Source organism: Sorangium sp. So ce448 (genome assembly GCF_051520915.1).
Taxonomy (GTDB): Bacteria; Myxococcota_A; Polyangia; order Polyangiales; family Polyangiaceae; genus Sorangium; species Sorangium cellulosum_B.
Window position 1 is genome coordinate 12,959,123 of record NZ_CP150343.1, and the last position, 13,291, is coordinate 12,972,413.

A 13,291-nucleotide genomic window follows, 5' to 3' on the forward strand; every position below is an offset into this window, starting at 1 on the left:
GCCCGCCGCGCAAGCTCAGCGGCTCATCGCGGGTGCGAGCACGACCTTCTTCCGCGCGGAGAGCGGGTGCGACGACATCGGACCATGGTCGCCGAGGCCCGAGAGCGTCAGCCTCCGTCCCTCGCGCTCGAGGGTGGCCTTGAGATCGTGCAGGTTGGCCATGACCGTGTGATCGACCAGGCGGGTGTCGGCGAAGTCGATCTCGACGGCCGTGGCGTCGGGGTGCCGCGCGAGCCTCCGCTTGATCGAGAGGTAGTTGCTGAAGACGGCGGCCTGCTTGACGCGCAGCAAAAGCCGCTCGCCGTCGACGCGCTCCTCGATGTCGGGCCGAAAGAGGCTCCGGATCGGCGCGCCGTTGAGCACGTGGATGAACATCTCCACGGCGATGCCGGCCGCGACGCCCACGAGCAGATCGGTCGCGATGGTGATCACGGCGGTGGCGACGAAGACCACGAGTTGCTCCTTGCCGATGCGGAGCGTGTGCACGAACTCCCTGGGAGACGCGAGGCGGACGCCCGTGAAGGTGAGCATCGCGGCCAGCGCGGCGAGCGGGATCCTGTGGATGAGACCCGGCGCGAAGGCGACGAAGACCAGGAGGAACGCGCCATGAAAGAAGTTCGAGAGCCGGCTCCTCGCTCCGTAGCCGATGTTGGCGGAGCTGCGGACGATTTCCGAGATCATCGGCAGCCCTCCCAGCATGCCCGCGACGAGGTTGCCGACGCCGGTGGCGAGCAGGTCCTTGTCGAGATCAGCGCTGCGCCGCTCGGGATCGAGGGAGCTGACCGCCTTCGCGGACAGCAGCGACTCGATGCTTCCCACCAGGGCGAACATGAGGACATACTTGAGGGACGCGGACGAGGCGACCTGGCTGAAGTCCGGGAAGGCGATCGCCTGCACCAGGCTCCCCGGCAGGTTGACGAGGAACTTTGGCCCGATCGTGTAGATCGAGTCCGTCACCGAGAAGGTGTACGTGTGCCTGTGCTCGAGGTCGAAGACCAGCGCGAGCGGCATCGAGGCCGCGAGCACCAGGAGCGGCGCGGGGATCTTCTGCATCCATGGTGTTCTCCTGGCCAGCGCCGGATAACCGAACAGGAGGACGAGCGACAGGACGCCTATCAGGGCGATCGCGGGGTTCAGCCGGACGACGCTCGCCGGGATCTCCAGCAGCAGGGGGAGCGGCTCCTTGGCCGTCGGGGTGACGCCGAGGAGCGTGTGGATCTGCTTCGAGCAGATGATGATCCCGATGGCCGCGAGCATGCCGTGCACCACCGAGGTGGGGAAGAAGTCGCCGAGGGTGCCGGCGCGCGCGAGCGCGAAGGCGATCTGCACCACCGCGGCGACGACGATGCACGCGAGCGCGCGGCGGTAGCCCGTCGCGTTGTCCCCGCCGCCGAGCTCCTGGACCGCGCCGAGCGCGATGACGATGAGCCCCGCTGCCGGGCCTTTGATGGTGAGTTGCGCGCTGCCGAGCCAGGTGGCGATCACGCCGCCGACGACGGCGGTGAGCACGCCTGCGATGGGGGGGAACCCGCTCGCCATGGCGATGCCGAGGGAGAGCGGGAGCGCTATCAAGAAGACGAGGAACCCCGAGACGAGATCGCTCTTCCACGTGGATAGCGAAGGTTCTGGTGGTGGGTCCGGGATCTTGGGCACGGGCATGGTGGTTTTCGACCTTCGGATGCGCGGGCAGGACGAAAGTCCTGCAGTCGTCGTTCCGACCGCTGGTGGGTTGTCGCCCAGGTTCGTTCCAGGCTCGTCGCACACGTGGCCAGCGCGCCGGCGAGCCGCTGTTGCGGCTCGTCTCCACGCCGGTCCTTCGCGGCGGACCTCGGACGATCTCGGGCGACGCGTTCCTAGGAAACGGTGCGGCTCGTGTCCAGCACCGGATCAAACGAAATTCGGGGGTGCCGCCCTGACGCACCCGCGCCAGATCATTTCACCACAAACGAATCGGCGCGCCGCGCCTGGGCGCGAATGCCTGACCCCTACCCAGATACCCAGATCGCCGGTACACCGAGTCCGCTCTGGCCCGGGCACCAACGGCACTCCGGCGCTTCGCATGGGGCGCAAATACTCCCTGATACCGGCCAAGGACGGCGCCGGTGTCGTGCTCCCCCTTCTGGTCGTGCTCCCCCTTCTGAACGAGCCGCACGACCCGCCCTCCACGCTGCGCTGCCTCGGCACGAGCATCGAGCGCGCTCAGCTCTCCTACCGAGGGTTGCCGCTCCTCGAAGGGACGCTCCTTGAGTCTACCGCCCGGGCCCGTCGGTCCGCGGATCGGCCCGTTCGACCAGCGCAGCCGAGCCTCGGAGTGGCCTGCGCGCGGCGCCCTGTAGCGGGGGCTCTTCGCTTCTGGCATGGTCGCCGCCATGCTCGTCCGCAGCGCTCTCCCCTGGGTTCCACGCGGTCCTCGGCGCGACGCACGCCGCCTGACCGGCCCCGCGCTCGGGCGCCGCGCGCCGGCGCTGCTCGGCGCCGCGCTCGCCCTCTCCCTCGGGTGCTCCGGCGCAGCGCCGGCCCCCGTCGCGCGCCAGGCGCCGGTCGTGAAGACGCCGCCCGCGCAGCCGAAGGCGCCGGAAGGGCCGCCGCTCCTGCCGGCCCGCGTGATCGCGGAGCTCGACGACGAGGACGCGACGCCCTACTTCGCCCGGCGCGGCGACGAGGCGCTGCTGCTCCACGCCGCGGGAGGGCGCTGGAGGACACGCCTCCTCGGCGCGGACGGCGCGCCGCGGGGGGACACCGTGGACGCGGGGCCGGTCGCCGCCGACGTGCCGGTCGCCGCGCTGCGGGCCACGCCGCAGGGCTACATCGCCGCCTGGATCGAGCAGATCGAGGGGAGCCGCGCGGTGCGCGTGCTCGCGCTCGACCCCGCCGGCAAGCCGAGCGCCCCGGCGAGCCTCGTCGCGCAGACGGCCGAGGAGATCTCGTGGCTCGACGTGCTCCCGAACGCGCAGGGCGCGCTCGTGCTGTGGGAGATGCCGCGCGAGGCCCAGGGCGACGCGGGCCGCGCCGGTGTCGACCGCGTCGACGTGGTCATGACGGTCGTGGCGCAGGGCAAGGGCGCCGCGATCAAGCCGACGGCGCCCGCGTCGGTCGCGCGCGAGGTGCTCGGGTGGCAAGCGGTCGCCACCGAGCGGGGCGCGGCGGTCGCCCTCGTGCTCCCGCCGGCCGCGCCGCGCGGCCGAGGCGAGGGCAAGCCCGCGCGCAAGGCGGAGGACGCCGCAGAGGACGGGAAGCTCGGAACCGTCGCGCTGCTGGAGATCGACGCGGCCGGGAAGGTGTCGGCGCCGGTGGTCGTCAGCCCCGAGCCGACGGCGCAGATCGATCTCGAGATCGCCTCCCTCGGTGGGCGTTACCTGCTCACCTGGACCGACGAGCGGGACATCGACGGCGCCGTCTACCTCGCGGCGGTCGAGCCGGGCGGCAAGGTGGTGGTGGCGCCGCGGCAGGCGACGCCGCCGTCCGGCGAGCAGGCGCTCGTGTCGCTCGTCGCGCCCTCCCAGGGCGGAGGCGGACGGGCGCTGCTCGCGTGGGAGGACCTGCTGCGCGCCCGCGGCGGCGAGGTCGGCGGCGTGGGGGCGCGCGGGCCGGGGCGCCTCATCCACCTCGCGTCGGTCGGCCCGGACGGGACGCTCGGCGTGGAGCGGGCGGGGCTCGTCTTCAGCGCGAGCGGGCCGCCCGACATCGCGGCCGACGGCGACGGCTTCGCCGCGGTGACGCTCGCGCCCGCCACGCTCAAGATGGCGCGCGACGGGGCGGCGGCGCCGCCGGTCTGGCCGACGTTCGTGCGGTTCGGCCCGGATCTCTCGGTTCGGGCGGCAGAGCCGGTGCGCGCCGCGCCGTTCGCGGCGACGGACGGCGTGCCGTACCTCGTGCGCGGGCTGACGTGCCACGCGGGCGCGTGCGCGACGCTGGCGAGCGCCGCGCCCGGCCCGCAGCCTGGCGGCGCTGGCGGCGCGGCGGGCGCGCGGGCGCCGCTCGCGCTGGTGTCGCTCCCGGTGCGCGAGAGCGCGTGGCGCGCGCCCGCGTTCCGGGAGGACAAGGACCCGCCGCCGCGCGCGACCGCGGTGCGCGCGCTCGCCGAGGGCGACCCCATCGCCAGGGTCGCGGCGGTCGAGCTCGACGGCGGCGCGGCGCTCTCGGCGTGGGTCACGTACTTCGTCGAGGGCGCGTCGGACGCCGCGCCCCGCGGGCAGGAGGTCTCCGCGACGCTCGCGGTGCGCGCCGTGTCCCCGGGCGGCCTCGGCAAGCTGAGCGTCCTCTCGCAGAAGGCGACGTCGCTCGGCGGCGTCGCGATCGCGGCGGCGCCGCCGCTCCCGGCTGACGCGAAGGGGAAGGGCGCGGCGCAGGGCGAGAGCGTGATCGCGTGGGTCGCGCGCGAGCGCGGCGAGACGCAGGTCTACCTGACCAAGGTCGACGCGACGGGCGCGAAGGTCGCGCAGAAGAAGCTCACCACCGCGCCGCGCAAGAAGCAGGGCGGCGCCGCGAGCGAGGCGTCCGACGTGGCGATCGCCTACGACGGCGCGGGGGGCTTCATCGTCGCGTGGATCGACACGCGCGACGGCAATGCCGAGGTGTACGCGGCGCGGGTGGACCGCGCGCTGAACCGGACGGCGCCGGACCGGCGCATCACGAACGCGCCGCTCGACGCGGCCGAGGTGCAGATCGCGGTGCGCGGCCAGGAGGTGTGGCTCGTGTGGTCCGACGCGCGCACGGCCGGCGGCGCGGCCGCTGGCGGCGGCGTGGCCGCGGGAGGCGGCGCGGTCGCGGGAGGCGGAGCGGCCGCGGGAGGCGGCGCGGCTGCGGGAGGCGGCGCGGCTGGCCAGGGCGACGAGCCCGGCGGCGACATCTTCCTCGCGCGGCTCGACGCGAAGACGCTGCAGCGGATCGGCGACGAATCGCGCCTCCATGCATCCTCGGAGCACTCGCGCAGCCCGGTGCTCGCGCCGCTCGAAGGCGGGCTCTTCGTCGGCTGGATCGACGAGCCGGCCGGCGAGGCCGGCGGGAGCGCGGGGGCCGGCGGGCGCGCGCGGCTGGTGCGGGTCGACGGCAACGGAGCGGTGCAGGGCCCGCCCGTCGTGGTGAGCGGCCCGGACGGCGCGGCTGTGTCGTCGTTTGCGCTCGCATGCGACAAAATTTGCCGCGGCGTGCTCGCGTCGGCCCCGGGGGACTCGGTGGAGCTGAGCGCCTTCACGCTGGCGCCCGGCGACGTGTCGGCGCCCTCCCTGAAGCCGCTGGCGTGGCTGACCGGCGGCGCGTCGCAGGACGTGTCGCCGGCGTTCGCGGGGCGGTCCGGCGCCTCGCTGTTCTTTGCGGACGACGCGGTGAGCGGCTCGGGGCGCGTCCGGTGGATGACGATCGCATGGCCGTGAGCGGCGCAGATCGCGCTCGTCGGCGGCGCGCCGCGCCGCTGCGCGCGGGCGGGCTCCTCCTCGGGGCGCTGGCCTCCGCGCTCGGCTGCCCCGGGCCGCCGGAGGTGCCGGTCCCGCCGCCGCGCAAGCCGGCCGGCGCGGCGGCGCTGCCGGCGTGCAAGGACAGCGGCTGCTCGCAGGCCGGCGCACTGCTCGCCGCCGCGCGGGCGTTCAGCGACGTGCGGCACGACTACCTCCTCGACACGTCGAGCGCGATGGTGCCGGGCCGCGGGCTGTCGAGGAGCGCGGCGGGCGCGTTCTCGCCGGTCGGCCTTGCTTGCGCCCGTCCGAAGACGGAGCCGGCAGCGCCCGCGGCGACGGCAGCGCCCGCGGCGACGGCAGCGCCCGCGGCGACGGCAGCGCCCGCGGCGACGTCAGTGCCGGGTGCACCCGCGCCGGCGCCTGGCGAGCGGGCGATCGACTTCCGCTACGTGGGCATCGCCGTCGACTCGGTCCTCGTCGGCGCCGACGTCGATCTGCCGGCGTACTTCAGCGCCGGAGGGACGCTCGACCGGCGACGGCTGCGGCTGGTCGCGATGGCGCTGGTCGCGGACGAGGATCCGCAGTTCTTCGAGCCGACCGAGAGCGTGGTGCCGGCGGCGACCGGCGGCTGCGCCTGCGGTCGCGCGACGCATTTCATCGGGGCCGTGAAGCGCGGCGCGATGGTCGCCTACGAGACGGACGTGACGGCCGGCGAGGCGCACGGCACGGCGCTCGGCCTGTTCAAGGCCCGGCTCGAGGCGGGGGACCGCCGGGTGACGATGACCTCGGTCGGGGAGCTGGCCATCGAGGGTGTCGAGGGCGCGCCGGTCGCGGGCGCGAAGGGAGGCGAGCAGGCGTTCGGCGCGCTGCGGATGGAGGTCAAGAAGGCGGTGCCGCTGGCGTACGCGATCTACCCGGTGGCGGACGTGTGCCGCTTCTCGCTCGCCGAGCCGGAGATCGCGCCGCTGCCCGTCGACCTCGGCGTGGTGCCGTACGGCGCCACGGGGACGGCGCAGGCGCTCATCACGAACCGGGCGCAGGTCGACGTCCGGGTGACCCACGGCGAGCGCACCGTCGAGGTGCCCGCGCACGGGAGCGCGGAGCTCGCGTTCTCGTGGACGCCGGAGGGCGCGACGGCCGGGTGCGAGCGGCAGACGCGCCGGGACACGTTCGTCGTGCAGCCGAAGGACGCGTCCGCCCCGGTGGTGCCGCGCGAGCGGGCCGTCGTGGTGCCGCTCCAGGTCACGACGGGGATGCCGACCTTCTCGAAGCACGAGCCGATCGCGACCGAGACGGGCCGGTCGCCGGACTACGGCCGGGCGAGCGCGGACTGGACGTGCCCGGCCGGCTACGTGGTCGAGCAGTGCGAGCCGCAGCTGGCGAGCTGCCTGTCATCGACGGGGAGCTGCAACGCCGAGGGATACCGGCTGACGGCCGAGGCGACCGCCGACGGGCGGGGGTGCGCGTTCCGGTGCACGGGGCCGAGCTCCACGATATGGGGCGACCACGGGTGCTCCTACACGGCGGCCATGGTGTGCCGGCTGGGGTGCAACTAGCTGGTTCCGCGTCGGCCAAGGCCCTCTCTACGTTGCGCGTAAGGTCGTGCCGAACTGCACGGCCCGCGGGGAGGGAGCGACCCGTGTTTTGTTGGAGGAACGAATTTGCGGTGCCGAACCGTCGCGATCCGTCACTTCGCCCGGGATTTGGGGGGCATCAGACCACCGAACGCACCCATTCGGAAGGCATCGACCCAACGCAGGCCCAACCCACGACGTTTGAGCCTGGCGAACTCGCGCCAGCCGACCCGTCGCCTCGGGCGGCCGTGATCGCCTCACTCGCCGGCACCTTGAGCCGGGCCGTCGCCCTCCGGGATGCGGAGGCGGCCCGGGTCGTTCACGAGGCGATCGGCCGGCTGCTCGTAAGCACCCGCCCAAGGGCATCGTGACCAACCGTGCGACGCCGGCTACCTGTGTCGCCATCGCGACGAAGGAGGAAGCGATGACGACGAGGGCGGAGTGGGCCGAGCGGGTGGAGCGATGGGAGCGGAGCGGGCTGAGTGCCGACTAGTTCGCGCGACGCGAGGGGTACAAGCCGAAGCAGCTGTACTGGTGGCGCTGGAAGCTGCGGGCTGACGGGCCCTCGCAGTCGACGTCGTCGTCGATCGGGGCGCCGCGGTTTCTGCCGGTGCACGTGGTGGCCGACGTGTCGCCGGCCGCGGCCGAGCCGATCGAGGTCGCGCTGCCCAACGGGTGGGTGGTTCGGGTTCGGCCGGGCTTCGACCCGGCCACGCTCGAGCGCGTGCTGGCGCTCGCTGCCGAGGAAACGCCGTGCTGACGCTGCCGCCGTCGGTGCGTGGTCCCGCGCGCAGCAGCCCCAGCAGTACGCCGCCGGACGGGGGGCAGCTGCTATACATATCGAGAGCAGTGTACACATCCAGCACGGCATCTCGCAGCTCGCCATCTATCAACCGCTGCAAACCGCGTTCAAACACGAGCGCGTATGCTGGCTCGGTGACAACGACGCCAAAGCGGTGACCATTCAGCGTGGATTTCGCGCCCACGGGGCACCAGTGGTGCCGACGGCGACGCGCGAGCGGCGTTCCGCCGACGAATGCGACGCCAATTACAACTGCGCGTTCCCAACGCGTCGCGAAGGCACACGCCCCCCTTACCCCCCGCAATGACTTTGGCTGGTTCCAAGCTCAATTGAGCTGGCGAGCGAGCTGCGAGCGCTCTGGCACGTGCAGGGTCGTGCCCCGACCCGACCGGGCCAACCTTCCCGGGACGAGGATCAGCGCGCGGCGCAGCCACGGCGTTCGCCAGCTCGCGAGGTGCGGAACATGGTCGAGCACATACCGGCGCATCAGGTTGGCGGTCAGGAGCTTCAGCAGCAGCGCGGCATGATTGGCGTTGAAGCTGTGGCTCGGCACGCGGCCGCAGCCCCACCCATGCTTGAGATCGCCGATGAGCGGCTCGATGCCCGCGCGCAGGTCATACCGCGCCGCGACGTCTTCCGGCGCTTCGACCGGCTCGTTGGTCAGGAAGACCTGCACCGTGTAGTCGAGGTCCTCCCAGAGGTAGATCTGCTTGCCATTGTACCGATCGCGTGTTCGTACGGCGATCACGCGGACGCCATCCGGCCAACCGCTGCGCCGGAAGGGGACCTCGGCGACCTGTCGTCGAGGACGACCATCGGCATCCCAGTCGATGGTACGCCATCCGGTGGCGTAGGCGACCATGCCCACCAGATCGGGGCTCATCCGCGCCTTGGTCAGGAAAAAGCATCCCTTCGCGGCGACGGCGTGCATCAAGGCGCTGCAATCCCCCGCTCCGTCGATCCGCACGTAGATGGCCGCGCTCGGCGCTGCGGCGCGCGCCCGGTCGATGCACTGCTCGACGAAAGGCACATCGGCTTCGCCGAAGCTCGTGTCACCCGGTCGCAGCTTGGCTCCGACGACGGCGTCGGCCTCGGCGATGCGCGCCAGGATCGGATGATAGCTCGGCCGGCCGTGGTATCGCGGGTTCGGGCCTGGAAGCGCCCCCTCCTGCATCCCGAAGAGCGGCTCCACGGTCGTGTCGACGTCGAGGTGCACGAATCGGTGCTTTCGCCGCGCAATGAGGGCGAGCCCGTGGTCGACGACCATGCCGTGCAGCGCTTCAACCGCCTCCTCATCGAAGCGGCACAGGTCCCGGTAGACGGTGTCGATGCTCGGGACGACCCCGCCGGCGAGGCGTACGAAGAGCGGATCGACGGCGAGCGCCTCGATGCCGAAGACGCGCTCCTCGCCGGCGAGCGCGCTGTCCATGAGCAGGCGCATCTGCGCGGCCATCGGGTAGATCACCGAGCGGCCCGTCTTCAGCCGGGAGAACCTGCGCCTCAAGGCCGCGTCGACGCCGAGCTGCCGGATGAAAGCGCCGAACGGGGCAAGCCCTGCGACGCCGGTCAGGTTCTTCTCCGTCGGTTCGACGTGGATTCTGCATGGGTCTGGCCGCCGGATTCGCTCCTGGTGCCGCCCGTCGCCTTTCCTCTTGAACCCGAGTTCGCGCCGGCGCACCTTGCAGGTGCTCGGCGTGTGCCTTCGTTTGGTCATAGCAACCCGGACGGGTCGCCACGCCGAGCCTTTCTTTCAAGGCGTTCCGTTTACGGCGTCGAATTTCTCACGCCTCGGACCGGCATCGTAGGCGCGAAATCCACGTTCAGGCAGGTGACGGCGGCAGATCGCTCGTGCGTAATGAAGCCTTCCACCCGCTCCTGGGAGAGACGTTGGAGCTCGGCAGGAGGTGCGTTGCGCGTCAGCGCCGCGCCCAGGCATAGAGGGCATTCAGCAGAAACTCGCATGCAAAGCATCTACCACGGCGATCTGCCTGCTACAACGACGGTCCGTGTGCGCGCTCCGAGCGCGCCGCGTCGGCCAGCGGTAACCACTCAGATATCCCCATGGGCGCGACCCCTTGCGGCTCTCGCCGGGGTCGAGATGCTGGGCGCGGGCCGGCGTTGGCCCAAGGTCCGGGCGGACACCGGCGGACACGCGAGGGTCGGCGAGGAGGTCTCGCCCGGGACGTGGCTCGGGAGCGACGTCGATTCGGACACGTCGGCGTCGCGAGCAGTCGGAGCCGCAAGAGACGCTCACTCCCACGCGTCGGGCAGCAGCTCGTCCGGTCGTTCGCGTGACACCGCGGCGCACCCGTCGATGGCGACGGTGACGGCTGCGATGCCCGTCAGCCCGCAGCTTCCAGCGCCACCAGTACAGCGTCGGGGGGCCGCGCCACGCCTAGCCGACGTCGAGATCCCCGGGCACGAACTCGGAGGGCCGCGGTCGTCCACTTGGGCACGCTCAGGGCCGTCGCAGATGTCGAGGTGAACGTCGGCCAGCTCGGTGCAGCGGCTCTCCACCTGGCCGAGTGCAGGAGCGACGCTGGCAAAGGGCGAGCGTGGCGACGTGGTCCATCTGGCCGAGTACAGGAGAGGCGCCAGCGACGAGGCGCGCGGGCGCGAGCTCGGCTCCTCTCCGCCGCTGCGGTCGTAGAGGTCGGAGCGCATGCCGGGCACCACGGTGCGGCCGCCATGGTCAAGCGGCATAGTCGCGGCGCTGCGAATCTATGGCGAGGGCCGTTCGCCAACCAGTTGATTGACGAACACTCAACCCGAGGGGCGTTCCGTTGTCAGTGGACGGTGCAGACCGGCCATCACAACCGAGCTAGCCGTCCATCATCGAGCACCACCCATGGAGATGACGTCGAATACGCCTCGGTCCCGGCAATCGGCAGGCTTGGTGCATCTGCGAGCCGATCGAGTCCTTCTCGGAGCTTCATGCCACGATCGGTGAGCCGATAGACCAGCGATAACATCGGGTAGCCATCAGCCGGCTTCGGTCCCGTCGCCCGCTCCACAACCGCACTCGAATCGTGATCTGCCCATTGCCCCAGTCGGCGTGGTAGGAACAGGTCGCCCGTGCAGTCGAGGAACTCCCATAACTCGGTGCCCAGTTGCGACTTGTGGCCGCACACGGTCAACGGAGTCTGCCACTCCGTCGACAGAAGAGCCAAGATGAGCTCGTCGAATCGACTGAGGCGTATGGCTCCTCTCGTGCTCCTTCTTGGAAAGAAGGAGGAGAGAAGCGCCCACAAGGGAGCGAGCTCTGGAAACCCTTTGACGCCACGTATGCACCTCTCGACGAAGGGCAATGGATTCGTATCGACGTAACTCTCCCAGAGGCGGATGGCGCGATCGTAGCGTTCCCGTGGCCAGGGGCGCGCCTCGTCGAGGCGCTCCAGAAGAACCTCGTCAGGATGATCAGACACCGATGCGGAGCAGTCGAACGGAGGCAGCGGTTCCTCGGGGATCCCTGAGCGGTGTACTGGATCAAAATCGACGATAAAGACATTGTGACGCGCGATCCCTAGGTGACGCAACCAGCTACAGGCCCTCCAGAGGTTGACTCGCTCGTGGAGACTCGATGACACCCACAGGACAACGGGCAGATGCCAGCGGATATCCGATGAATAGAGCCGGTCCCGCTCTTCGGCCGAAGACCACCATGCCTCACGCGCCCGAGTATGCTCCATGGCATCCATTCGACTCGGTCCGATAATGAGGCAGTCGGACGCACGCACCGTATTGCCCGCGCCGAGCCGTGCCAGGCGCTCTGTCGTCGGTGTATCGAAGGCGACATGCGTCGCGTCCCGAATGGACTTCTGGATCGGCGTGTTCATTCAAACCCACATCGATAACACTCGTCGTGCGTGTATCGCTTTTTGAGCTGGCAGTCGCGCCGACAGATGGCGCAAAGAGATTTGCCGTCATCGATGATGCGGTTACATGGATAGCCTTTGTCCTGGCAGTCGACGTACATGTCTGTGCATGACCTGTCTGGAGTGCAACCAGCCATCTCTTCAGTGGCGCCGCTCCCCACGTCGTCACTGTTCCCGAACCGGTCCCCCGTAGCTGCTGACCCCGGTGGGTATGGTTCTCCGGCCCCTGTGCCTTCCGTCCCCCTGAGATAGCACTCGCCCACGTCGTAGTTGCACGCCCACACCGTGAGACCGAGAGGAATAAGAACAGGGATCGCCTTCAATTTCAGCCTGTGGCGCATGCTCATCCTCCAGGTTTTTCCAGATGCGTGTGCGGAGGGGCGGCGTCAACTGTGATTCAGGGCATGGATTGCGTCCCTGCGGCTACGGATTGTCAATCTCGCCCCGGTCCGAAGCCGAGCTCGAGCTTGAGCGCAGCGGGTTGCACATCGTCGCGGCCGAGCTGGGCGCGGACCATCGGAGGTCGAGGCGCACGTCGGCGCGGCCTTGAGCCTTGAGCCTGCTCGGCGCGTTGTGACGCCTGGGGCGGAAGGTCTTGAGCGTGAGCGCGGCGCAGCCCCCACGGCGGCGTCGCGCAGCCCCCACGGCGGGGTGCGGAGGTCGAGGTGGACCGATATCGGCGCGCGCGGCGCGACCTCCGTCCCATCTGGTGTATCCGTACTGTAGACCCCATCCTCGCGAGGTCCGCGCCGCCGCCGTAGATTCGCGATGCGATGCGAGACCAAGAGAATAGACGCTCTTCCCGCAAAAAGAATGAGCGAAAGCAGGCTCAGGATCGACGCTGCATAAACGATCTGGGGTGTAAGCCGCACAGACTCCCAGTCCCGCATGGTCGTGGTCGTGCGCGAAGGCGCGCAACTCGCGAGACCTTCCCATCGATGTAACGGGCATGTCCAGCACCGACCGTCCACTCTTGGACCACGAAAACCTTGACGCCTACCGCGTTACCATCGAATTCCTTGCGTTCTCCGTGCAGCTGCTTGAGGAGATCCCGAAGGAACGGCGCGAGCTCCGGCTCCAGCTCGAGCGCGCCGCGATGTCGATCCTGCTCAACATCACCGGAGGGTGCCGGCAAGCCGAGCCCTGCCGACAGGGCGCGTTACCACGGGATCGCCAGGGGCTCGGCGATGGAGTGCGCGGCCCTGCTCGACGTCAGCCGCATCATGGCGTCGTCCAGAGCAAGGACGTCGAGCAAGGCAAGCGCCTTCTGTGACGCCTCGCCGCCATGCTGACAAGGATGTGCCGATAGCCACGTGTCTCGCGCACGTGCACGCGCACGACCACGACCACGCGTTCGTGCCGTGGGAGTGGCTGCCCCTTTCCCTTGTGGGAAGGTGTATTTATGCAACGCTGGGGTTTTGTTGGAGGCACGTCCACCAGGAGACGGGTGCGACCCGTGTTTTGTTGGAGGCACGTCCTTGGAGGCACGTCCACCGGGAGACGGCCGCGACCCGTGTTTTGTTGGAGGCATGTCCAGCGGGAGACGGGGGCGACGCGTCTTCATGCTGGAGGGGGACCAGCGGGAGACGGGTGCGACCCGTCTTCATGCTCGAGGCGCATTCACCCGGACGCGGGTGCCACCCATCT

Annotated in this window: 6 protein-coding genes and 1 pseudogene; 4 read left to right on the plus strand and 3 right to left on the minus strand. The window is 70.5% G+C overall.

Annotation, left to right across the window (positions count from 1 at the left end):
- Window positions 1-15 precede the first annotated feature (15 nt).
- The gene (locus tag WMF45_RS48660; RefSeq protein WP_437713973.1) at window positions 16-1,659 is read right to left on the minus strand and encodes a SulP family inorganic anion transporter; all 1,644 of its coding nucleotides are present in this window, start codon (window positions 1,657-1,659) and stop codon (window positions 16-18) included.
- A gap of 710 nt (window positions 1,660-2,369) precedes the next feature.
- Between WMF45_RS48660 and WMF45_RS48665 the strand changes: the two genes are divergently transcribed.
- The 3 genes and pseudogenes from WMF45_RS48665 to WMF45_RS48675 form a co-directional block, all read left to right on the plus strand.
- Window positions 2,370-5,372, plus strand: coding sequence for a hypothetical protein (locus WMF45_RS48665; protein ID WP_437713975.1), 3,003 nt, complete (start codon window positions 2,370-2,372; stop codon window positions 5,370-5,372).
- Entirely contained in the window at window positions 5,369-6,949 is a 1,581-nt protein-coding gene (locus WMF45_RS48670) for a hypothetical protein (RefSeq protein WP_437713977.1), read from the plus strand. The genes WMF45_RS48665 and WMF45_RS48670 overlap by 4 nt, the downstream gene beginning before the upstream one ends.
- A 523-nt stretch (window positions 6,950-7,472) precedes the next feature.
- Window positions 7,473-7,727, plus strand: a pseudogene (locus tag WMF45_RS48675) (IS66 family insertion sequence element accessory protein TnpA); the annotation flags it as partial.
- 367 nt (window positions 7,728-8,094) lie between these two features.
- Here WMF45_RS48675 and WMF45_RS48680 read toward each other — a convergent pair.
- Both WMF45_RS48680 and WMF45_RS48685 read right to left on the minus strand, forming a co-directional pair.
- Entirely contained in the window at window positions 8,095-9,483 is a 1,389-nt protein-coding gene (locus WMF45_RS48680; RefSeq protein WP_437711387.1) for an IS1380 family transposase, read from the minus strand.
- Between the two features lie 1,096 nt (window positions 9,484-10,579).
- Complete coding sequence (locus WMF45_RS48685; RefSeq protein ID WP_437713979.1) at window positions 10,580-11,605, minus strand: hypothetical protein; 1,026 nt, start codon at window positions 11,603-11,605, stop codon at window positions 10,580-10,582.
- Window positions 11,606-12,593: 988 nt separating this feature from the next.
- Here WMF45_RS48685 and WMF45_RS48690 point away from each other — a divergent pair.
- The gene (locus WMF45_RS48690; protein WP_437713981.1) at window positions 12,594-12,917 is read left to right on the plus strand and encodes a four helix bundle protein; all 324 of its coding nucleotides are present in this window, start codon (window positions 12,594-12,596) and stop codon (window positions 12,915-12,917) included.
- The last annotated feature ends 374 nt before the right edge of the window (window positions 12,918-13,291 follow it).